This window comes from Nitrosomonas sp. (assembly GCF_020852615.1).
Lineage (GTDB): Bacteria > Pseudomonadota > Gammaproteobacteria > Burkholderiales > Nitrosomonadaceae > Nitrosomonas.
In genome coordinates this window covers 52004-74511 of the sequence record NZ_JADZAJ010000013.1, presented here as the reverse complement: position 1 = coordinate 74511, position 22508 = coordinate 52004, and the positions used below count along the sequence as shown (strand labels likewise).

General features: G+C 50.3%; 24 protein-coding genes. 9 read left to right on the top strand and 15 right to left on the bottom strand.

Annotated elements, in window-relative coordinates; all coding sequences use genetic code 11:
- Positions 1 to 56 precede the first annotated feature (56 nt).
- The 6 genes from IT527_RS02655 (at position 57) to IT527_RS02630 (ending at position 4072) form a co-directional block, all read left to right on the top strand.
- Positions 57 to 299, top strand: coding sequence for a ribbon-helix-helix domain-containing protein (locus IT527_RS02655; RefSeq protein ID WP_292966169.1), 243 nt, complete (start codon positions 57 to 59; stop codon positions 297 to 299).
- On the top strand, positions 284 to 622 hold the full coding sequence (locus tag IT527_RS02650) for a type II toxin-antitoxin system PemK/MazF family toxin (RefSeq protein WP_292966166.1): 339 nt from the start codon (positions 284 to 286) through the stop codon (positions 620 to 622). Before IT527_RS02655 ends, IT527_RS02650 begins: the two co-directional genes overlap by 16 nt.
- 326 nt (positions 623 to 948) lie before the next feature.
- A complete protein-coding gene (locus IT527_RS02645; RefSeq protein ID WP_292966163.1) occupies positions 949 to 1194 on the top strand; it encodes a type II toxin-antitoxin system CcdA family antitoxin in 246 nt (81 codons plus the stop codon).
- Positions 1194 to 1511, top strand: coding sequence for a CcdB family protein (locus IT527_RS02640; protein ID WP_292966161.1), 318 nt, complete (start codon positions 1194 to 1196; stop codon positions 1509 to 1511). Before IT527_RS02645 ends, IT527_RS02640 begins: the two co-directional genes overlap by 1 nt.
- A 427-nt stretch (positions 1512 to 1938) precedes the next feature.
- Positions 1939 to 3435 (top strand): histidine kinase, encoded by a 1497-nt coding sequence (locus IT527_RS02635; RefSeq protein ID WP_292966159.1) that lies wholly within the window; start codon positions 1939 to 1941, stop codon positions 3433 to 3435.
- Between the two features lie 16 nt (positions 3436 to 3451).
- Complete coding sequence (locus IT527_RS02630) at positions 3452 to 4072, top strand: response regulator transcription factor (RefSeq protein ID WP_292966157.1); 621 nt, start codon at positions 3452 to 3454, stop codon at positions 4070 to 4072.
- A 53-nt stretch (positions 4073 to 4125) separates the two neighbouring features.
- Here the strand turns inward: IT527_RS02630 and IT527_RS02625 are convergent, their stop codons facing one another.
- From IT527_RS02625 to clpS, 6 genes are all read right to left on the bottom strand, one after another.
- A complete protein-coding gene (locus IT527_RS02625; RefSeq protein ID WP_292966154.1) occupies positions 4126 to 4983 on the bottom strand; it encodes an ABC transporter ATP-binding protein in 858 nt (285 codons plus the stop codon).
- Positions 4971 to 5810 carry an ABC transporter permease subunit gene (locus IT527_RS02620; RefSeq protein WP_292966151.1) on the bottom strand — a complete coding sequence of 280 codons (840 nt, stop codon included), beginning with the start codon at positions 5808 to 5810 and terminating at the stop codon, positions 4971 to 4973. Before IT527_RS02620 ends, IT527_RS02625 begins: the two co-directional genes overlap by 13 nt.
- A gap of 13 nt (positions 5811 to 5823) precedes the next feature.
- Positions 5824 to 6897, bottom strand: coding sequence for an ABC transporter substrate-binding protein (locus tag IT527_RS02615; RefSeq protein ID WP_292966148.1), 1074 nt, complete (start codon positions 6895 to 6897; stop codon positions 5824 to 5826).
- Between the two features lie 270 nt (positions 6898 to 7167).
- Complete coding sequence (gene pyrE, locus IT527_RS02610; RefSeq protein ID WP_292966146.1) at positions 7168 to 7827, bottom strand: orotate phosphoribosyltransferase; 660 nt, start codon at positions 7825 to 7827, stop codon at positions 7168 to 7170.
- 16 nt (positions 7828 to 7843) lie between these two features.
- Positions 7844 to 10114, bottom strand: coding sequence for an ATP-dependent Clp protease ATP-binding subunit ClpA (gene clpA / locus IT527_RS02605; protein ID WP_292966144.1), 2271 nt, complete (start codon positions 10112 to 10114; stop codon positions 7844 to 7846).
- Position 10115: 1 nt separating this feature from the next.
- Positions 10116 to 10427: an ATP-dependent Clp protease adapter ClpS gene (clpS, locus tag IT527_RS02600; protein WP_292966141.1), complete on the bottom strand. Its 312-nt coding sequence runs from the start codon at positions 10425 to 10427 to the stop codon at positions 10116 to 10118.
- A 383-nt stretch (positions 10428 to 10810) separates the two neighbouring features.
- Between clpS and IT527_RS02595 the strand changes: the two genes are divergently transcribed.
- Positions 10811 to 11014: a cold-shock protein gene (locus IT527_RS02595; RefSeq protein WP_292966138.1), complete on the top strand. Its 204-nt coding sequence runs from the start codon at positions 10811 to 10813 to the stop codon at positions 11012 to 11014.
- Between the two features lie 125 nt (positions 11015 to 11139).
- On the opposite strand, the gene icd is transcribed toward IT527_RS02595, so the two are convergent.
- The 7 genes from icd to IT527_RS02560 form a co-directional block, all read right to left on the bottom strand.
- On the bottom strand, positions 11140 to 12387 hold the full coding sequence (icd, locus tag IT527_RS02590) for an NADP-dependent isocitrate dehydrogenase (protein ID WP_292966135.1): 1248 nt from the start codon (positions 12385 to 12387) through the stop codon (positions 11140 to 11142).
- 20 nt (positions 12388 to 12407) lie between these two features.
- A complete protein-coding gene (gene scpB / locus IT527_RS02585; protein WP_292966132.1) occupies positions 12408 to 13064 on the bottom strand; it encodes an SMC-Scp complex subunit ScpB in 657 nt (218 codons plus the stop codon).
- Entirely contained in the window at positions 13039 to 13830 is a 792-nt protein-coding gene (locus IT527_RS02580) for a ScpA family protein (protein WP_292966129.1), read from the bottom strand. Before IT527_RS02580 ends, scpB begins: the two co-directional genes overlap by 26 nt.
- A gap of 44 nt (positions 13831 to 13874) precedes the next feature.
- The gene (locus IT527_RS02575; protein WP_292966126.1) at positions 13875 to 15077 is read right to left on the bottom strand and encodes a tryptophan--tRNA ligase; all 1203 of its coding nucleotides are present in this window, start codon (positions 15075 to 15077) and stop codon (positions 13875 to 13877) included.
- 69 nt (positions 15078 to 15146) lie between these two features.
- Positions 15147 to 15812 carry a site-2 protease family protein gene (locus tag IT527_RS02570; protein ID WP_292966123.1) on the bottom strand — a complete coding sequence of 222 codons (666 nt, stop codon included), beginning with the start codon at positions 15810 to 15812 and terminating at the stop codon, positions 15147 to 15149.
- Positions 15805 to 16437, bottom strand: coding sequence for an L-threonylcarbamoyladenylate synthase (locus IT527_RS02565; protein WP_292966121.1), 633 nt, complete (start codon positions 16435 to 16437; stop codon positions 15805 to 15807). The genes IT527_RS02570 and IT527_RS02565 overlap by 8 nt, the downstream gene beginning before the upstream one ends.
- Before the next feature lie 108 nt (positions 16438 to 16545).
- Positions 16546 to 17445 carry a 3',5'-nucleoside bisphosphate phosphatase gene (locus tag IT527_RS02560; protein ID WP_292966118.1) on the bottom strand — a complete coding sequence of 300 codons (900 nt, stop codon included), beginning with the start codon at positions 17443 to 17445 and terminating at the stop codon, positions 16546 to 16548.
- Positions 17446 to 17533: 88 nt separating this feature from the next.
- Here IT527_RS02560 and IT527_RS02555 point away from each other — a divergent pair, with 88 nt between their 5' ends.
- Positions 17534 to 18772, top strand: a complete 1239-nt coding sequence (locus IT527_RS02555) for an NnrS family protein (RefSeq protein ID WP_292966115.1) — start codon at positions 17534 to 17536, stop codon at positions 18770 to 18772.
- Between the two features lie 160 nt (positions 18773 to 18932).
- Here IT527_RS02555 and IT527_RS02550 read toward each other — a convergent pair whose 3' ends face one another.
- Both IT527_RS02550 and IT527_RS02545 read right to left on the bottom strand, forming a co-directional pair.
- Positions 18933 to 19127 carry a hypothetical protein gene (locus IT527_RS02550; RefSeq protein WP_292966112.1) on the bottom strand — a complete coding sequence of 65 codons (195 nt, stop codon included), beginning with the start codon at positions 19125 to 19127 and terminating at the stop codon, positions 18933 to 18935.
- Between the two features lie 503 nt (positions 19128 to 19630).
- The gene (locus IT527_RS02545) at positions 19631 to 21718 is read right to left on the bottom strand and encodes a TonB-dependent receptor (RefSeq protein ID WP_292966109.1); all 2088 of its coding nucleotides are present in this window, start codon (positions 21716 to 21718) and stop codon (positions 19631 to 19633) included.
- A gap of 326 nt (positions 21719 to 22044) precedes the next feature.
- Here IT527_RS02545 and IT527_RS02540 point away from each other — a divergent pair, with 326 nt between their 5' ends.
- Positions 22045 to 22470 (top strand): transcriptional repressor, encoded by a 426-nt coding sequence (locus IT527_RS02540; protein ID WP_292966106.1) that lies wholly within the window; start codon positions 22045 to 22047, stop codon positions 22468 to 22470.
- Positions 22471 to 22508 lie beyond the last annotated feature (38 nt).

Here is a 22508-nt window from a genome sequence, read left to right as displayed (position 1 = left end):
GCTTCGGTAAAATTTGAAAGGTATGATTAATTATCATACTAATGCAGGGTGCCGACATGAGTCAGACCAAAGTAGCTATCACAATCGAAGAAGAGGTGCTTGCTAGAGTAGATGCGCTGGTGAAGCAACGCGTATTCACCAACCGCAGCCGCGCTATCCAGGAGGCTGTGCAGGAAAAGCTGGAGCGCATGGATCGCAGCCGTCTGGCCGAAGAGTGCGCAAAACTTGATACAGCCTTTGAAAAGGCAATGGCAGATGAAGGTTTGTCTGAGGAGCTGGCTGCATGGCCAAAATACTGAGGGGCGAGATCCGGTGGGCTAACCTCAACCCAACTGTCGGTCGAGAGCAATCAGGTGAGCGGCCGGTTCTCATCCTGAGCCAGGATGTATTCAATGAGCGGTCCGGGACAGTCATTGCTATGGCACTCACCAGTCAAGAGCAGCGTGCTGGGTTTCCGTTGACATACGAAATTTTGAAATCCAGGGTGCCTAAGTGCTCCTGGGTAAAGATAAGTCAGATTCGTACACTTTCCACTGAGCGCATTGGCAAGAAGATCGGGGCAGTTGCTCCTGAAGAGCTTGCGCAGATTGTTGAAGGCTTGAATGAAATTATAGGCAGCTGATTAATTCGCTGAAAGGGAATCAACATGGTCGGGGTCAGGTTTGCTACCTGTCGCACTACACTCACACATGTGTCCGCTTTATCTATTGCTCAGCTTAAGTAAGGTAACTGCTTTCGGCCAGGATCGATCATTCAAATGACCCGGAATTTTTTAGATTTGCCTAAATGCAAAAAGCGAAGTGTCGTTTGATGAGGAATGCAAGGTTCATTGAGCTTGGGAAACCTTGTTGGGGGCGGAGTTTGTTGTATATTTATGGTTAGCACTCATCGCTGACCCAGATAGAATGCGCATAATATATGTTGATAAAAAGCACAGGAGATATGCGCATGAATTCATCTTTTGACGTACGAGCTACAAGGAAGCCTGCAAATGTCAGTATAAACAGTGACTTGCTTGCCAAGGCTAAAGAGCTGAAGATTAATCTGTCAGCAACACTGGAAGCGGCTCTGATTGAATTGGTGAACGCCAGACAATGTGAACTTTGGAAGCAGCAAAATAAGATTGCTATCGAAACCTATAACCAGTTGGTTGAGGAACACGGAACCTTTAGCGATGACCTGAGAAACTTTTAATGGCTCAGTTCAAGGTTTATGAAAACCCAAACAACGTAACCAGGAGAATCTACCCTTATCTTTTGGATATCCAATCCAATGTACTCGATAGTCTGCGAACCACTATTGTCATTCCGCTCTGCCCGGCCGATCTTGCGGGAAAAGCAGCCATTACAAAGTTATGCCCAATTCTGGAAATCGAAAATAAATCTTTCATTGCACTCACACAGCAAATCGCAGGGATAGACAGGAAATTTCTGGGAGAGGAAATCGGTGACTTCTCTCAGTACCGATCTGAAATTGTTGCTGCATTGGATTTTATCGTTTCCGGGATATAGCGTTTGTATCAGCCGTGTACATAACGAGCTGGAAATTTTCGCATGATTGGATCAGGTTATGAATCAGGCAAACAGGCTGACAGGTATTATTGATTGCCTTTCACTGCTGCAATGGTACCGGATTACTTCACGTCTACGCCGTTTCGTAAAGATGACTTTTCTACCGCTTTCGCGAGGAGCAGCGTGATGTGGCTCGTGCCCGTGGTATGGTGCAACTTGCCAAAGATGCGGGGCTTGGGCGCGAGAGCTGACCTGGTTAAGTATAGCGTTAATGATAACCGTGGTTTGTCCCCGTTTTTCTTCTTGAACTGGATTTCCCGCCCCGGGGAGGTATGATACTCGACATGATCATTTACCGTCCGGGCCGAGCTTGCTGAAGCTTTATTGAAAGACTGGCGGAGCTGGTGAATAAGACATTAAGCTGGATATGATTCGGACACTTGCGATTTTGATAGCCGGTTATACGGCGGAAGGGGCGGAAGGGGCGGAATGGCTGCGCAATTTGCTGCAGCAGGGTGGTTTGCCGGCTGAGGTGGACTGTGTGGCGACGACTGAGGCGCTGCCGGGTATGCTGCAGCAGCGGGAGTGGGATCTTCTGTTAACTGACGGGCAATCTGAGTTAAGTGTAATACAGGGGCTGGGTATCCCGGTGATTGCGCTGCTTTCCCGGGAAGATGAGCAGGCCACTGCCCGTTTGATTGATGCAGGCGTGCAGGATGTGCTGCTGAAGTCAGATTCAGTGCGTTTGCTTGCAGCGATACGGCGCTGTTTTTTTCATGTTCAGCATCTGCAGGATTTGCGTGAGGTGCAGTCGGCGTTAGAGCGAAGCGAAGCGCGTTTTCGTGCGATTGCTTCCAATTTGCCGGGGCTGGTGTTTCAGTTTGTGGTGGAATCAGATGGCAGTGTTTTTTTTCCTTATGTCAGCGAAGGTTCCAGGTCGTTGCTTGGTCTCTCTTCCGATTATCTGCAGGAAAAACCGGATACATTTTCCGGGTTGATAGTGGCTGAGGATGCGGCGGGTTATGAGCAGTCATTACAGAATTCGCGCGAGCGGCTCTCAGCGTGGAATTGGGAGGGGCGGATTCGGGCAAAAGGGGATGCTGATATCAAATGGATCAGCCTGCGGGCGACGCCACGCCGGACACCACGCGGGGCGGTGCTGTGGGACGGTATCATGCTGAATATCACTCGTAATAAGCAGATCGAGCTGGAAATTGCCCGTTCGCGGGCACAGTTGGAGGAGCTCTCGGTTTATTCACAAAAGGTAAAGGAGCAGGAGCGCACTCGGATCGCGCGCGAGATTCATGATGATATTGGCGGAACCCTGACAGCAATCAAGTGTGAGCTGGTGCCTTGTCTGGATCATTCTGATCGTGCTCCCGGGTTTTATCGCCACAAGGCTGAGGCGATAGAATCGCTGGTGGATATGGTGATCGATAGCACTCGACGAATCGCGCTTGACTTGCGGCCAGGTGTGCTTGATTGCGGAATCGTGGCAGCGGTGCAATGGCAGGCACGGGAGTTTGGCCAGCGTACAGGGATAGTTTGTACAGTTGAATGTGACAGCGAGGAGATTTCGCTGGATGGAGATCTGGCTGTGGCAATTTTCCGGATTTTCCAGGAGGCGCTTACTAACATCGCCAAGCATGCCGGTGCAACGGAAGTGCGGGTAAGGCTGGCTGAAACAGAGGGACTGTTGTGTCTGGAAGTGGTGGATAACGGGCGCGGAATTACACTCACCGATATGGAGAAAGTGAATTCATTCGGGATACGCAGTATGCGCGAACGCTGTCAGCAGCTGGGTGGATGGTTTTATATTCAGAAAGGTTCGGTGGCAGGTGTTGAGGTAATCATCCGGATTCCGGTAGAGGGTAAGTCTGAATTTCATCCGGAATCGCAATTGAATCGAAGCGCGAGGGAGTGAAGCCGTGATAAGGGTGATGATCACTGACGATCATGCGATTGTGCGTCAGGGGCTCAAGCAGATTTTGAGCGAAACGGGTGATATCAGTGTAACCGGTGAGGCGGAAAACGGTTTTCAGGCGGTCAGGATTGTGCGTCAGCATGCGTTTGATGTGATGTTGCTCGATATTTCATTGCCGGATCGGAACGGAATCGAGGTGCTCAAACAAATCAGGAAGGAAAAACCGGAGCTGGCCGTGCTGATGCTGAGCATGCATAACGAAAATGAGTTTGCGATTCGGGCACTCAAAGCGGGTGCTGCCGGTTATTTGAACAAGCAAAGTGCACCGGCGCAGCTGGTTACTGCAATCCGCCAGGTGGCATCCGGTCAGAAATATATTACCCCTGCGCTGGCAATGGAACTGGCGAATGCAATTACTACCGGCACTGACCAGCCATTACATGCTTCATTATCCGATCGGGAATATCAGACGTTGTGTCTGATTGCAGCCGGCAGGGGGTTGACCGAGATTTCTGAAGAAATGTGTCTTAGCCCGAAAACAGTCAGTGTCTACCGCTCCCGGCTGCTGGAAAAATTGAAGCTCACCAACAACAGCGAGCTGATCCGCTACGCTCTCATGCATCATCTGGTCGATTGATCGCAGCCGACTGTTTTTCTGTACTGCGCTGTTACGTGCAGGCTTGTGCCGGGCTATGCTTGCTGATTGGCTGATTCAAGAGTGGGATCGTGTTCCGCCAGCAGGGTTTCGTGTTCCAGAAACCGGTCAAGTTGCTGCTGGACAGTACGGAAAGCTGGATCTTCCGGGTCGCGGGGGCGTTCGAGTTTGATGTCGAGAATGTCAGCAATGTGCCCTGTGGGGGATGAGGCCATCAGGGCAATGCGGTCTGCGAGCATGAGTGCTTCGTGCAGATCGTGGGTAATCATGAGTATGGTGACGCCCGAATTTTTCCAGACATCCAGCAGATAGCGCTGCATCATTCTGCGGGTTTGCATGTCCAGTGCGGAGAAAGGTTCATCCAGCAGTAACAGCCGCGGTTTTGTGGCGATGGTTCTTGCCAGGGCAATGCGTTGACGCATACCGCCGGACAGCTGCGCAGGTTTATGTCCGGCAAACGATTCGAGACCGACTTGTTTGAGATATTGTCTGGCATGTTCCAGGGCTTCAGTTTTTGCCATTCCCTGGTTGCGCAGAGGGAAAGCGACGTTTTCTTCCGCTGTCATCCAGGGAAACAGGTTGCGGGTTTGGAAAATCAGGGTGGTCGAGGGGGCAGGGCCTTGCAGTATCTGGTTGTCGTAGCTGACACTGCCCTGATCCGGGAAATCCAGTCCTGCTGCAAGGTTGAGCAGCGTGGTTTTTCCGCAGCCGCTGCGGCCAAGCAGAACGGTCAGGCTGCCTGATTCGATGATCAGACTGTCTGCTTCAACTGAAACAGTGTCACTGAAGGATTTGCGAATGTTGCTGAATACCAGCCGGGCACCGGTTGTACTGCTGGTTGTGTTGTCGGCTGGATATGTCGTTGCCTGACTCATGTTGTTTACCGTGTCCATTGCAGCAGTCTGGCACCGGCCAGCAGTAACAGGCGATCAACCGCAAAGCCGATGAAGCCGATGGCAAGAATGCCGATCATGACCAGTTTCATGTTGTACATTTGCTGCGCCATGATAATCATGTAGCCCAGGCCGGAATTGATGCCCGCCATTTCCCCTGCCAGAACAGCCATCCAGGCACCAAAGAACGACATGCGAATAGCTGTCATTGCGCCGGGAACAATGGCGGGCAACCGTATATGCCACCACATTCTGATGCGTGAAGTACCGAGGCTGCGGGCAATTTTCAGGTATTCAGCCGGGATATCGTCGAGTGCGGCAATCAGTGACAGGGACATCGTTCCGAGTACGGCCATGAATACGATGAATATCGCGGCCTGACCGCCAATGCCGATAACAGCGATAGTGAAGGGAATCCATGCGACGGGGGCGATAGGGGCAAGTGACTGAACGATGGGCAGGATCAGTCGCCGCAGAACGGGCAGTTCGATTGCTGTGACGGCCAGACAGGAGGCTACCAGAAGCCCGGCCAGCATCCCGGTACCGACGCGCGCCAGGGTAATGGTAGTGGCTTCGAGCAGACCGGTTTTCTGCTGACCAAAACCAATACTGATGTTGCCGGACAAGGCGTATGGAAGGGTTTGACTGGGAGGTGGCAGAATTTGGGGGTTCAGCCATTCCATCCAGGAGCCAAATTCCCAGAGCAGGATAATCAGTAGCCAGGCCAGACAGAACCACAATAAATTCGATTGGGGAATCCACCGGGTGAACCGGTTAATCAACGCCGTCTGCTGGCCGGGCTTACCCGGGCTGCGGGGCTGCTGCATTGCCTGCATTGCGTCAGGCCGGTTGATACTTCAGATCCAGCACGGTGTCGATGACACCCGGCTTGAGATAGCCCAGTTCAGCCAGATATTCCGCTCCCCGGCGCAGCCCGCTGACGCCCGCCTGGCGGATGACCGGGTTGGGGAACTGGCGTTTGAGTGCAACCGACAGAATGGGCCGGGGCACGCCATAAACAGGCTGCAGGTCATTTAGTACCGCTTCGTAGTCTTCGCTAAAGGCGCGTGCGGATTCCTGCAATACGCTGAGATAGGCTTTCAGTACGTCACGCTTCTGGTCGATTGTGCGGATTCTGGTGCTGATGACGCAGTCTGCCGCTTCCGGCCCCCAGACTGAGTTTGAGTCTGTCAGGTATGTGGCGCCCTGTTCAGCAACCACATGCTCGGCGTAAGGTTGAGCCAGTGTGCAGACATCCAGCGCTTTATTGGCGATGGCTTCTCCCATGCCAATCATGCTTGGAAAAAAAGTCATGCGGTAATCATCATAGGATTTACCGTGTTGCGACATGGTGCCGTAGCCGACCAGTTCCAGCGTATCCAGCCGCAAGGTTCCCACACGCAATCCTTTACCTGCAGCGTCAATAAATTCTTCTACCGATTTGACTGAACCATTGCGTGCGACCAGTTCAATGCCAGCCTGGCCGGAGCCACCGATGATGCGCAGATCAGTAGTGCCAGCGGTGAAGGCAGCCGCTGTCATGGTCCACGGGCTGTGAATCAGCTCAAGATGATTACTGACAAGTGCCTGCATCGAATCAGCAGGGCTGTTGAATTGTGTCAGAACGACATTTAATCCCGCTTTTGCAAACATTCCTCTTGCTTTTGCCAGTAACAGGTGGGAAACACAGCCTGCCGGCAGATGTCCGACACGGATGATCGCGCCACCTGCAGCAGCCTCAGCGCGTGTGGCAGCGGCTAACAGGCCCGCACCGGCGGCAGTGACGTAAAACATTCCGCATCCGCAGGTGCACAGAAACCGGCGCCTTGCCGGGATGAACAGTGAATTGTGTGTGCGGGTGGCAGGAGCAGCAGGATTTCGGTTAATCAGGCGACCAATAATATTTTTAATCATGACCGGGATTCTCCATAAAAGTAGACTGATCGTTCTCTGGAATTGATATTGTAATCGGAATTGTGTGAAAAGCCAGCAGATTTCCGATCGTGTCAAATGGCAGTGCTTTGGGGCGGATATAGTGGATAAATCGGGCTATACGGGGCTGAGTGGGATCGTAAGTTGTTGGGCGGGAACGGACCGGACAGGGAGTGTAAAAAGAGGGTAAAAGAGGGACAAAGGAAGTACAAAAGGGCATATGGCCGGGATATTTTTACTTTTGTATTTTTGTCAGCCGGAAGTGTCAGGTGTTTTTGCACCGTAAAGGGCTCGATAGGTTTCGATTGCCCGGATATGTCGGGTGAGATCCTGCCGGGTATGCAGATAGGCAACGATGTCATCCAGTGTAATCAGGGAGATGACCGATATGCCGTGCCTGTTTCTGATTTCCTGCAGGGTGGAATATTCACCTTCCCCTTTTTCCATACGATCAAGCGCAACCATAATGCCACACGGGGTAGCGTTGGCAGCGCGGATGAGAGTAACGGATTCCCCGACAGACAATCCTGCTGACACGACATCATCCACAATCAGGATTCGTCCGGCTAATGGCGCACCTACGATGTTGCCGCCTTCACCATGATCCTTGATTTCCTTGCGGTTGAAACTGAAGGGATAATTGTACCCGGCTTCGGCAAGTGCAATGGCAAGGGTGCTGACTAACGGAATACCTTTATAGGCCGGACCGAACAGGGCATCGAAACTGATTCCGGAAGCAAGGATTGCCTGTGCATAAAACTGACCGAGTTTTTTCAATGCAAGGCCATCGTTAAATAGACCGGCATTAAAAAAATAAGGCGAAGGCCGGCCTGCTTTGGTTGTGAAACTGCCAAAGCGCAGTACGTCGTACTGGAGGGCAAAATCTATAAACTGCTGCCGGAAATCTGACATGAGAGTGAAATTGTTTTCAGGAAATCGCTGGTGATGCCACATTTTCCTTATTATCAAACGTGAGGGCGGCTTTGCCATCTTCACCAATATCGACAGTAACCTTGCCGCCATTGGCCAAATGGCCGAACAGCAGCTCATCGGCGAGCGCCCGGCGGATGATGTCCTGAATCAGCCTGGCCATGGGGCGGGCACCCATCAGCGGATCAAATCCGTGGCGGGCGAGATATTTGCGCAGATTATCGGTGAATGTAACATCCACTTTTTTCTCCTGTAATTGTGTTTCGAGCTCAATCAGGAATTTGTCAACGACACGCAGGATGATGGATTCATTGAGAGGAGCAAATGAGATGATTGCATCGATACGGTTGCGGAATTCCGGTGTGAACAGCCGTTTGATTTCGATCATTTCATCCCCGGGCCTGGTGTTTTCGGTAAATCCGATCGATGTTCTGGTGAGTGCTTCGGCACCGGCATTGGTCGTCATGATGATAATGACATTACGGAAATCAGCTTTGCGCCCGCTGTTGTCGGTCAGCGTTCCATAATCCATGATCTGGAGTAAAACGTTGAAGATATCGGGATGGGCTTTCTCGATCTCATCGAGCAGCAGCACAGCATGCGGCTGCTTGATAATGGTTTCGGTCAGCAGACCGCCCTGATCGAATCCAACGTATCCCGGTGGTGCGCCAACCAGTCTTGAAACAGCATGACGTTCCATGTATTCGGACATGTCGAAGCGATGCAGCGGAATACCGAGCGTATAGGCAAGCTGACGTGCAACTTCGGTTTTTCCTACACCGGTTGGCCCGGAAAACAGGAAAGAACCAATGGGTTTGCTGGCATTTCCCAAACCGCTGCGCGCCATTTTGATGGCGGCTGTGAGTGCTTCAATGGCTGCATCCTGCCCGAAAACGATAGCTTTGAGGTCTCGATCCAGTGTTTTGAGTTTGTTGCGGTCGTCACTGGACACATTTTGGGGTGGTATCCGTGCAATTCCGGCAATGACTTGTTCAATTTCCTGTCTACCAATAATTTTTCGCTGTCTGGATTTGGGCAGTACGCGTTGTGCGGCACCGGCTTCATCAATGACATCAATTGCTTTGTCCGGTAAATGACGATCATTGATGAAACGTGCCGACAGTTCAGCTGCGGCTGCCAGTGCGACTTCGGTATATTTGACGTTGTGATGCTTCTCGTAACGGGATTTCAGTCCGCGCAGGATTTCTACGGTTTCACTGATATCAGGTTCGGAGATATCTATTTTCTGAAAGCGCCGGGACAGGGCATGATCTTTCTCGAAAATACCGCGATATTCGTTATAAGTAGTGGCGCCGATACATTTCAGTCGACCGGAGCCGAGTGCGGGCTTGAGCAGATTGGAGGCATCCAGTGTTCCGCCCGATGCCGCACCTGCGCCGATCAGGGTATGGATTTCATCAATAAACAGAATTGCTCTGGGATTATCAGTAAGCTGCTTCAATACGACTTTGAGTCTCTGTTCAAAGTCACCCCGGTATTTTGTCCCGGCGAGCAGTGCCCCCATATCCAGAGCATAAACCTCGTGATTGGCAAGTACATCGGGTACCCGGTTTTCAGTAATTCTTCTGGCTAATCCTTCAGCAATAGCAGTTTTTCCTACGCCTGCCTCACCTACCAGCAGGGGGTTGTTTTTGCGGCGGCGGCATAATACCTGGATAACACGTTCAACTTCTTTTTCGCGTCCGATCAGGGGATCTATCCGATTGGCGATTGCCTGGCTGTTCAGGTTAATGGTGTAGCTTTCCAGCGGGCTGCCGGAATCCTGCTGTTCGCTGTCAGTGCTTTCTTCGCTTTTCTCGGATTCTCCGCCTGGAGCAGTTTTGCCCAGTTTATGGGAGATGTAATTTACTACATCCAGCCGTGTTACACCTCTTTGCTGCAGAAAGTAAACCGCATGTGAATCTTTTTCACCAAAAATGGCAACCAGAACATTGGCTCCGGTAACTTCCTTTTTGCCGGAAGACTGAACATGGAGGATCGCTCTTTGGATGACCCGCTGGAAACCCAGAGTGGGCTGGGTATCCACATCTTCGGAGCCTTCAACAACAGGTGTATGGCGCGCAATATGATCCTGCAGGGATTTGCGCAGGTCTTCGATATCAACTGCACAGGCAATCAGTACTTTTGCAGCACTGGGGTTATCCAGCAGCGCCAGCAGCAGGTGCTCAACCGTGATGAATTCATGGCGCTTCTGTCGTGATTCGACGAAAGCCATGTGTAAACTTACTTCCAGTTCTTGCGCGATCATATTATTCCTTCTCCATCACACACATGAGTGGATGCTGATTTTGTCTTGAAAATTCATTAACCTGCTTAACTTTTGTCGCTGCAATATCGCTGGGATAGACTCCACAAATTCCTGAACCCTCGGTATGAATTTTTAACATGATCTGATTAGCCATTTCCTCATCCATCAGAAAGAAATGACGCAGCACCTTAACTACGAAATCCATGGGAGTGAAGTCATCATTAACTAATATTACTTTATATAAAGATGGTGGACTTAACCCGGCTTTACTTTTTTCAATGACATTATCAGGATTCCGGCTGCTTGTTGCCATGGCTTACACTTTCCGATTTTTCGTGCTGAGTATTCTATAAGAAAAAATAGTAATCAGTATTTGCTGTCCTATTTTATTCCGATTGCCAGCCCTCCGGGACTTGACTCCTGACTGATTCCCCGAAACACATTAAGAATCGATTACGACAGCGCTCTGACTATTCTTAAGTGATTGCTTGAGCAGTTTTCATCGTATTTTATAAACAGGAATCCGATAATATCCACTGCCGGACAACACCAACTGCTTGACTTGGGACATATTTTGCGTGAAACTGCAACCGGCGTTTGGCTTCAAGTTTTCTGCAGTACAGGTTAGAGCCGTTTGCGGTCTTGAAATTCAAATAGTATCAGGGTATCCGGCCCAGTTTTTTATAGGAAGTGGAAATGGCAACAGGCACAGTAAAGTGGTTCAATGATTCTAAAGGATTTGGTTTTATTACACCGGACGATGGCAGTGAGGATTTATTCGCACATTTTTCTGCAATCAGCATGACAGGTTTCAAGACCCTGAAAGAAGGCCAAAAAGTTAGCTTTGAAGTTACACAGGGACCAAAAGGTAAGCAGGCCTCTAACATTCAGGCTGCTTAGTTTTTATCGTATAAAAAGGCTGATCCGGCAGGATCAGCTTTCTTCTTTCCCCGGCCTGGTATTTAATATCAGGTCGGGGTTTGCTTTTTTGGGGGTAGGTAGTACTGCCCCGGGGAAGTGCGACTCTACATTCTTGCAATCATAGCGTTACCAAATTCTGATGATGGGACCTGTCTGGCGTTTGGTGTCAGTCTTGCCAGATCATAAGTCATGATTCTGTCCTGAATCGTTTTCTCCATTGAGCTGATTACAATAGCAGCTGCTTCATGCCAGCCGATATGTCTGAGCATCATCTCTGCTGACAGGATGATCGATCCCGGATTAACCTGATCCTTCCCGGCGTATTTGGGAGCTGTACCATGTGTCGCTTCGAATATGGCTATGCTGTCGCTCATATTTGCACCGGGAGCGATTCCAATACCCCCTACCTGTGCTGCCAGTGCATCGGAAATATAATCGCCATTCAGGTTAAGCGTAGCGATGACATCATATTCATCCGGACGCAGGAGAATTTGCTGGAGGAAAGCATCGGCGATAACATCCTTAATGATGATTTCACTGCCTTCATGCCGCAGTTTCATCCAGGGCCCGCCATCCAGCAGTTCCGCACCAAATTCTTTTGCTGCCAGTTCATAGCCCCATTTTTTGAAGGCGCCTTCGGTAAACTTCATGATGTTGCCTTTGTGCACCAGCGTGACAGAACGACGTTTATGGTCAATTGCATACTGAATGGCTTTTCTGATCAGGCGTTCACTGCCTTCTTTCGAAACCGGCTTGACTCCGATTGCGGAAGATTGGGGAAAGCGAATCTTAGTAACCTCCATTTCAGCAGTTAGAAATTTCATTACCTTTTCAACTGCTTCTGTCCCGGCTTCCCATTCGATGCCTGCATAGATGTCTTCCGAATTTTCACGAAAGATGATCATATCCACTTTTTCCGGTTGTTTGACCGGGCTGGGGACGCCCTGAAAATAGCGTACCGGGCGCAGGCAGACATACAGATCCAGTAGCTGGCGTAATGCGACGTTGATTGACCGTATTCCTCCGCTTACCGGCGTGGTCAGCGGCCCCTTGATGGATACCACAAATTCTTTTGCAGCCTGCAGGGTTTCATCCGGCAGCCAGTTATCCTGCCCATAGACATGGGTTGATTTCTCTCCTGCATAAATTTCCATCCAGGCAATTTTCCGGGAATCCCCGTAAGCCTTTTTTACTGCGCCATCAATTACCCTGATCATGACCGGTGTGATATCCACACCTGTACCATCTCCTTCAATGAAAGGAATAATCGGGTTGTCAGGCACAATCAGTGAAGTATCGTCTTTAACTTGGATTTTGCTGCCGGTAGCTGGTACCTTAATATGCTGATACATAGTGTCTCCAGAAATAAAAATCATGTTGATTCATGTGTGGCAGATTTGCCGGATTCCTGCATAGCAGGTACTTCCGTATCGTCTGGCGTGGCTTCATTGATAAGCGGATCCAGCGGATTGAAACTATCCAGGGCGGGTAACTGTTCCAGTGACTGCAAATTCAGATCATCGAGAAAATGCCGGGTGGTGGCATAAAGATAGGGTCTGCCGGGTATATCGCGCTGCCCGATGGTTTCAATCCAGCCGCGTGATTCCAGCGTTTTGATGATTTGTGCAGAAACTGCTACCCCCCGGATCGCTTCAATATCTCCGCGAGTAACGGGTTGCCGGTAAGCAATAATCGCCAGTGTCTCCATGACTGCTCGCGAGTAGCGCGGTGGCCTTTGCGGACTAAGCCGATCCAGAAAAACCTGCATCTCCGGTTTGCTCTGGAAGCGCCAACCCCCGGCGACTGAAACCAATTCTATTCCACTGTCATGCCATTTTTTGCCCAGATTTACCAGTAATTCCTGTAATGTTTTTTTATCAATACCACCATCAAACAATTTTTTGAAATCATCAATAGTCAATGGTTCTGATGTCGTAAGCAGTGCTGCTTCAAGAATTCGGGTGATCTGGCTCAGCGGGAGGGGAGCGCTGATCCCGATCAGATCAGTCAGCACGGATGGCGTGGACATAAATCGTTCCAAAGCGCTCTGACTGGACAATATTGACGAGGGCTTCCCGTGCCAGTTCCAGCAGCGCCAGGAAGCTGGCTACCAGTTTATGAATATTGGTGATGTCGCTGAACAGTTCGATAAAGGGAGCATTACCCCGCGATTGCAAATTTTTCAGGATTTCGCTCATACACGCCCGTACCGAAACAGTTTCATAACGGATGGTGTGATTGCGGTTGAGCCGGAGACGCTCTATTAAAACCAGCCAGGTGTCGTACAAATCCTGAGCACTGACATCGGGAAGCTGTTTCTCAGTGATGAAATCAGTCCAGACATGAGTCAGCATGAAATCTTTGCCGGCAACCGGCAGGCTATGTATGTGCATGGCAGCCTGCCTGATCTGCTCGTATTCCAGCAGACGACGTACCAGTTCGGCACGGGGATCGGTTTCATCTTCCGGAGTTGCTGCCGGGTGCGGTAACAGCATGCGGGATTTAATCTCGATCAACAGCGCAGTCATGAGCAGATATTCGGCAGCCAGCTCAAACTGGTCAGCGCGCATCGTTTCGACATAAGCAATGTATTGTCGCGTGAGTTCAGCCATTGGAATATCCAGGATATCCAGGTTGTGCTTGCGGATCAGGTAAAGCAGCAGATCCAGTGGCCCTTCAAATGTTTCCAGAAAAATCCGGAGTGCCTCGGGAGGAATGTATAAATCCTGCGGAACTTCCAGCAATGGCACACCTTGCACCCTGGCAACCGGGTCGTTTAACAGTGTGTTATCCAATCTGTCTCCCGTATCTGTCCGGAGGTTCGGGTAACTCTGTTGCATTAAAGATAGCTCAGCCCCAGTGCCGCTCTGACATCTCGCATCGTTTCTTCAGCCAGCTGGTTGGCTTTTTCACATCCATCGGTAATGATTTTTTTTATCTGAGCGGGATCTGCTTCATACATCCTGGCGCGTTCCAGAATGGGGGCCTGTTCATCCAATATGGATTGAATGACAGGCTGCTTGCATTCCAGACAGCCGATTCCGGCAGATGTACAGCCCTGTTGTACCCAGTTGCGGGTTTCTGCCGATGAATAAAGCTGGTGAAATTGCCAGACCGGGCATTTTTCCGGATTGCCGGGATCGCTGCGACGAATACGTGCCGGGTCGGTTGGCATGGTACGTATTTTTTTTGCAATACTGTCCGCATCTTCTCGTAAACCGATCGTATTGCCATACGATTTGGACATTTTCTGGCCATCCAGACCGGGCATTCTGGATGCCCGGGTCAATAGTGTCTGTGGCTCGGGCAGAATGACCTTGCTTCTTCCTTCCAGATAACCGGACAGTCGCTCACGATCATCGACACTTAGATTTTGCTGCTCATTCAGTAATGACCTGCCCTCAATCAGGGCATTTTCATCACCTTGTTCCAGATAGCGAGTACGCAGTTCACTGTAAAGTTTTCCCTGCCTCGATCCCATTTTTTTAATGGCCTGAGCTGCTTTGTTCTCAAAATCCGGCTCTTTGCCGAAAATATGATTAAACCGGCGGGAAATTTCGCGTGTAAATTCCAGATGAGGTGCCTGATCTTCCCCTACAGGAACGAGGTTGGCCCGGTAAATCAGGATATCTGCACTCTGCAGCAACGGGTACCCGAGAAAACCGTAGGTACTGAGATCTTTCTCGGAAAGTTTTTCCTGCTGGTCTTTGTAAGTGGGAACACGCTCCAGCCAGCCAAGCGGGGTAATCATTGACAGCAGGAGGTACAACTCGGCGTGTGCCGGGACTTTTGACTGAATGAACAGGGTTGCCTTAGCAGGATCGATCCCCGCTGCCAGCCAGTCTATTACCATGTCCCGGCTGTGCTGCTCGATGATTCCGGGGGTATCGTAATGGGTTGTCAGCGCGTGCCAGTCGGCTACAAAAAAGAGACATTCATACTGCTGCTGCAAGGTCAGCCAGTTTTTCAATACACCGTGATAATGCCCCAGATGCAGGTTTCCAGTGGGGCGCATACCTGAAAGAACACGGTCAGCAAACATTTACAAGGCTCCGGCTGTCATGAATCGAAAAAATACAGGGCTGGCTTGGGGCATAAAAGCTGTTAATTTTTATATATAAAGACCAAAGAGCATAACGATCATCTGCTTGGTAATCGTGATCAGCGGCCATAACACCACATTCAGGGCACCGCTTACGAGCAGCACAAGCAGAATTACAAAACCATAGGGCTCAATCTGAGCAAATTTCCAGGCAAGACTGTTAGGCAGCAGACTGACGGCAATGCGTCCGCCATCAAGCGGGGGGAGCGGCAACAGATTCAGTACCATGAGCACTACGTTGATTTCGATGCCGGCAATTCCCATCAGCACCATGGGTTTGATATAAACACTGTCAGGCATGCTCATTCCCAGTTTGATGACAGCTGCCCAGAAAAAGGCCATCAGCAGATTAGCGCCAGGCCCGGCGGCGGCTACCCACAGCATATCCTTTTTCGGCTGGCGTAACCGGCCGAAGTTGACCGGTACCGGCTTGGCCCAGCCGAAAAGTAAACCACTGCCCATTACCAGCTTGCTGGTCATGAACATCATCAGGGGAATCAGGATGGTACCGACAGGGTCAATGTGTCTGAGTGGGTTCAGGCTGATGCGCCCGGCCATTTCGGCAGTCAGATCACCAAAATGCCTGGCAACATAACCGTGTGCGGCTTCATGCAGGGTGATGGCAAAAATGACCGGCAGTGCGTAAATAGCGATGCCCTGAATGATGTTATCCATGAATAATTCCAAAGGGTGATAAATCGCCTTTTCCAAGGCGGGCAATTTTGGGTGTGGCTTCAGTCAGATCAACCACCGTGGTCATGTCAGTGCCACAGGAGCCGGCGTCCATAACCAGCTCAATCTGATGTTCCAGGTGATGACGGATTGCTTCGGCATCATTTAGCGGCAGCTCGTCTTCAGGCAGGATAAGGGTTGAGCTCAGCAGCGGTTCATCCAGTTCAGTCAGCAATGCTTGTGCAACCGGGTGGTCAGGAATGCGCAATCCGATTGTATGGCGCCTGGGGTGCTGCAGGCGGCGCGGTACTTCACGCGTCGCGGTCAGGATGAAGGTATAACTGCCGGGCGTGGCTGCTTTCAGTAAACGGTACTGCGCATTATCCACTTTGGCATACGTGGCAATTTCCGCCAGATCCCGGCATACCAGAGTGAAATTGTGATTTTGATCTACTTTGCGGATGGTGCGAATACGATCCATCGCTTCCTTGTTGCCAATCCGGCAGCCTAATGCATAGCAGGAATCGGTTGGATACGCTATTACGCCGCCATTGCGCAAGATATCAACGGCCTGACGAATCAGCCTGCTATGAGGTGTTTGCGGGTGTATCGAAAAAAATTGGGCCATGGCTGTTTGATAAGCTGTTGTGGTCGGGAAATATCAGGTATTTTTGGGGTCGACTGTTTCAGGCCGGCTTGCCGGAAGGCAGTTGCCCGGTCTGTTCCGGTTGCTTATTCAGGATTGTTGCACTGGTTCCGGAATATTTTGGATCTGCCATCCGTCCCATATTGGCGTGCATTCCGGGGGTAATGCGGGCAATCTGCCCAGATCAAAGTAGCTTTCTCCCGGGCCGTGGTAGTCAGATCCGCACGATGCGTACAGGTTCATACGGGTGGCCAGTCCTGCAAATTGCCGCATTTGTTCAGGTGTATGGCTGGAGGAGACAACCTCGATTCCCGCACCTTTCAGTTCACAGAATTCATTCAGTAACTGTTCGAGCAGGCTGTTACCCAGTTTATAGCGGGCAGGGTGAGCAATCACCGCCTGACCTCCGCTGCCGCGTATCCAGCCGATAGCTTCATCCAGACTGACCCAGATATGTGAAACATGGCCGGGTTTGCCTTTGACCAGATATTTTTTGAACACGGACTTTACGTCTTTGGCGTATCCCCGATCTGCCAGAAAACGGGCAAAATGGGTGCGGCCGATCAATCTGCTTTCACCAGCCTGGGCGCTGGCACCTTCAAAACTGCCATGGATGCCGAATTTATCCAGTTGCGCAGCAATTGCCCGCGCCCGATCCATGCGACCGTCCCGGATTTTCTGCAATCCTTCAACCAGAGGGGGGTACTCGGGGTCGATCCCAAGACCCAGAATGTGCAGGGTCCGGCCGTGCCAGGTGACAGAAATTTCTACACCGGGGATCAATGTGATATTTTCCTGCTGTGCGCTGCGGGTGGCTTCGTTCAGTCCGGCGACATCGTCGTGGTCGGTCAGTGCCAGCACGGTCACCCCGCGCGTGGCAGCGTGTGCCAGTAACCGGGAAGGTGATAACACACCGTCTGAGATGGTCGAATGGCTGTGTAAATCAATATTTGGCATCGAAGGCTGCGTAATCACGTGGTTTTCCATCATAGCAAATTACAGCACTGATAAAAATAGCCCGGCAGGTCCGGGTATAGGCAAGCGTCAATCTTTTATTGGGTTTTACAGGAAAGTTTTTATGAATAATAGGGTAACAATCTGGAAACATCTTTCAGCAGCACCTCATCGCAGTCTTTTTCTTGCCGGCGCTTTCCAGGCGGTGCTGACCGTGCTCTGGTGGGTAGTGGAGCTGGCCGGGCGTGCCGGAGTGACAGAAAACGGGGGTATCTCGACTATTACCCCGGTCTGGGCACATGGATTTCTGATGGTATACACATTTTTCCCGTTCTTTGTCCTGGGATTTTTGTTTACCACGTTCCCTAACTGGATGAACGGTGAAAAAATCAGGGCAAATCAGTACATGACAGTTTGCCTGTTGCTGGTGAGTGGTGTTGTTCTGTTTTACGCCGGCCTGACTGCCGGTAAATTCCTGGTATCTGCCGGGTTGCTGTTGATGTTAACCGGGTGGGCGCTTGCTGTTACTGCGCTGTTTCGTGTGCTGTTCTCGGCGCCGGCCGGGGATAAGCGGCATGCCTGGATCGCTGGAACAGCATTCATTGCCGGGTGGCTGGGGTTATGTGCATATACGTTGTGGGTGTTGACAGATAGCAGGGATATGCTTGATTTCTCGCGCCAGGCAGGTATCTGGTTCTTTATGTTGCCGATTCTGCTCACAGTATCGCACCGGATGATCCCGTTTTTTTCAAGCCGTGTGCTGGAAAATTATGTCGTGGTCCGGCCATTCTGGCTGTTATGGCTGATGGTAGGTTGTGCGGTTGCGCATGGTGTGTTGCAGCTGGCAGATTTGCAGGGGTATGCCTGGTGGCCGGATCTGCTGCTTGCCTGTTGCGCGCTTTACTTGAGCTATACCTGGCAGTTTTTCCGCAGTTTTCGTGTGCGATTGCTGACGGTGCTGCATATTTCATTTGCCTGGCTGGGGATTGCAATGTTGTTTTTCGGGTTGCAGGGTATGCTGTTCTGGCTGGGTGGTGGCGAGCATTACCAATTTGGACTGGCGCCGCTGCATATGCTGGTGGTGGGGTATTTTGCAAGCATGGTGCTGGGGATGGCTTCGCGTGTTACGCTGGGTCACGGCGGCTTCCCGCTGGTGCTGGATCATCTTACATGGCTGCTGTTCATTGCCTTTCAGATAGTCGTGCTGCTTAGAGTTATTCCGGATATTTTCCCTGCTGCAGCACCACTGGCCCCAAAATTCTATCTGGCAGCAGGTGGTATCTGGCTGAGCTGTTTTCTGCTGTGGGCAATCAGGTTTGCACCAATCTACTGGCGCGCACGCGTGGATGGTAAAGCCGGCTGATTTATATTTCTGTAAAGGGAAGTATTGCTGGTTTGTTTCTACTGCATAGCCTTTGCCTGGCGATGTTGCAAACCTGGTTGGGAAAGGCTATGCATGGCTTCATGTCAGATTACCTGAATTGCTCGGATAACACTGCGACGCGAAGCCCGAGATTTTGAATTTAGTTCTTTTCTTCAGATGGTGCTGCGCTTTCTGAAGTGTCTTCAGCTTTATCAAGATCCGGAGCTGAATCACGTTCCATAAAAGCTGAGGGAGGTGGTTTTTCCATTGAATGTCCGTCAAGACTTTTTTTCTCTTCGCATGCACTTAATGCAATAGCAGTGCATGCAATAAATAAATACATATATTTCATCATTTTTCCTCATATTAATTTACTGGGAAGCTTCGGATAATAGTATAAGCGCCCGGTTTGTACAACAGCACAGCACTACGAAAAGCCATCTTGGCGTAAAGCCGACGCTAGTCAGGTTTGATAAGGATGAGCGTAATATCTGCCTGAACTGCCCTGGGTTTTGCCGGGTTTGTTTGGCAAAAACAGACCTTTAAAGCTTGCTTTGCAATTGTATACTCATATGCAGCATGTCTTGATGTGTACTGCTTACCTCATCCTGACTGCCAATCTGCTCTGTAGCGTAAACGTTAGGGATACGCTGATTAAATCGATAAGCGTTATCGTGAGTGGAGTGAAATAATTCAGATCAGATATTTTTAGAATTATGAGTTCTGGATCATCGTGCCACTGTGTTCCTGTTCCTGGTGATGACGAAATAAATCAGTATTTCCCTGGCACTCGTGTGGAGGTTATTTAAATTCTGTGGATGATGGTTGTTTCCATTTTCGAGATTTCCTGTGTCCACACTACATTTTTATATTGAGTGACAGGTATGCTGCACGATCAGGGCCAGGGGAAAACATGGGCTGATAAGATCCCGCTGGCCAGAAGAAGTTGTCGTACCAGACATATTCATATTCCCGGTCAAAAATGTTTTTTATCTGAAGGTCGAGGCTGAATGTTTTCGTCAATGCGCAGTGTGCTCCGCCATCAAACAGAATATAACCGCCATACTTTCCCTGGGCATTTAAATCATCGATATAGTAATTGCTCTGAGCACGGCCCTGGAAATTGAAACGCAGATACTCGCTGAATTTATATTCCATACCTGCGTTGGAAATATGGCGAGGGGTGGAAAAGACTTCCTTGCCGGCAAGTGACGTTCCTCCGGATGTGTAACCATCCATAATCTTGGCTTCCTGATAGGAGTACGAGTACCATAGCTTTAGCTTCTCGGCAATATTGGTCGTTATCTGGAAGTCGACTCCTCTGCGGCGTGTTTCGCCCAGGTTTTGAGTGGCGCCGGCGCTTGGTAGGTTGGCGACTTCATCCGTTGCATCCTGCTGCCAGACGGCGACCCGTGCTTCCATACGTTTTAACGGTCGGAGCCTGACCCCCAGTTCAATGCCGGTGTTGATTGATGGCCTGTACTCACTGATACCCGGCGTGAGGTACGCTGGGTTGCGGGAACCGGTGACAATTTGGAAGGTGCGTCCCCAGTTTCCGTAAATACTGAAGGCCTGACTTGGGCTGTAAACAACGCTTAACTTGGGTTGATTGATCCAGCCGTAGTCCTGTAGCGGGTAGGTGTTTAGTCCCGTGGTGTTAAGCGTTGTGTGTCCCTTGAAGTTGTCGGTGCGGAATGCCGGGATGATCTTCCAGGATTCCGTCGGCTTGATGATTGCTTGGACATATGCGCCAAAATTATTGAAGGTGTAACTGTCATCATTGGATATTGATGCCGGGATGAAGAAATCAGTGGGAACAGCGTAGTGGTATCGATAGCGCCTGTACCGATTGTTCTGGTGCTCGTAATTAAAGCCGCCATCGACAATGACCTGTTTGCTTATCTGCCAGGTTAATGTGTTTATCCAGCCGATGTGTTCCTCATTCCACAACCGCCGTTGCCGAGGTGACGTGCCAGCGGAGTAGCTGTTATAGGTAATATGGCGATCATCTTTAATGGCGTTGTAATAGAGTTTGCTGCCATAAGCCAGGCTTGGTGTGATCTGGAAGTCCAGGTGACCACTGACTTGCTGCATGTCACGGATGTCATGGTCATTTGCATTCTTCGCCGGAGACTGGAATCTGTCGGTTTCCAGTTCAACTGTGGTTAGATAACCTGCTTCTTCCGCTTTGTGGTTATACATCCGTGCAATCAGCCCGGCTTTCATGTTTCCTGAATCCAATGTGTAGAACCATTTGCCACCGAGGCTGTGTTTTTTTGACTCGGAGTGATCCCGGTAACCATCTGAATTCTGTTTGGCAAAAAAGTAGTTTTGGGAGAATCTGCCCGATTCCCATCCCAATGCCGCTTGAAGTTCCCGGGTATTGAAACTTCCATAAGTCAGACGGCCATCGGAATAATTTCCCCCTTGCCGCGTTGCCACACTGATATTCCCGCCAATATTGTGCAGGCCATAACGTGGATCGTTGGTGCCCCGGACAACCTCAATATAGTCGATGTCTAGCGGAAATATCATATCCAGATAGCGCATATTGCCGCTGTTGACGTTGCTTGGGACGCCATCTATCAACAGCTTGATGCCGTTGATATAGCCTTCTCCATTAAAAGCACGGAACGAGGGTTTCCCGGATTCGGCTCCAAGACGGAATTCTGTCAGCTGAATGCCCGGCATTTGGCCTATCAGTTCCCAGCTGTTCATCACATTCTTATCCTGAACACGCTCGGCACCCATGATATCCACGGAAGTCAGAATGCTTCCGGCTGGCAGAGAACCGCTACCGGAGCTTACCGTAACCTCACCAAGCATTACTGTTGATTCTTGTGCAAAAATACTGGCGGATACCAGCGATAAAAACCATGCAAACTGGTGAGGTCCGAATCTGACCCGCCAGATCATTTTCGCCTGTTTTGATCTGCTGACATTCATTTTGACGCCCTTTCCGTTTTTGAAATGAGCGAATGCTACAGAACCAGGGGCGGGTATTTATGCGGCATATTGTCGCAGGCGAAGCGGAAGATCAGGTGATGCATGGCCAGGCAAGACATCTCCGGAGCCGGAATTTATGAATCTTCATTTGTACCAGCCTGAACGTTGTTCAGATAAAATCCAATAAAATAGCTGTGGCGGCTGGTTGCTTCCGGAGAGTCTCGGGTTGCACTCTGTCCATCAGCTATGAAAAAGTGATGTGCCAAAAAATCAGGATTCGTTAAATACACCCGATTTCATGGGGTCTGACAGGTGGTTTGGTCATTATGAATATTGCCGAACAGTTGATACACAACACTGGAAAGCGTTCGACCCCGGTTCGCAGTGCAATTTTGAATGTCTTGCTGAACGCTGATGATGTACTTTCTCATAGTGAAGTGTTAGAACATCTGCAGCAGCTTGGTACGTTTGACCGGGTTACCGTGTATCGCGCACTGGACTGGCTGGTTACCCAGGGTTTGGTGCATAAAGTGGCGGGAGCGAGCCGAGCCTGGCGTTTTCAGGTTACACGTAATGAATCCATGCATCGTCATGCTCATTTTCAGTGTCATCACTGCCATAAGGTTTTCTGTCTTCCGGAAGTTCAGCCGGATCTGCCAAAAGGACTGCCCTCCGACTTATCCATTGATTCCATCGAACTCAATATCAAAGGTATTTGCGCCGATTGTGGCCGCATCATGATGAATCGATAATACGGTGATATTGACTGCAACATAGTTGCATGCTGCTG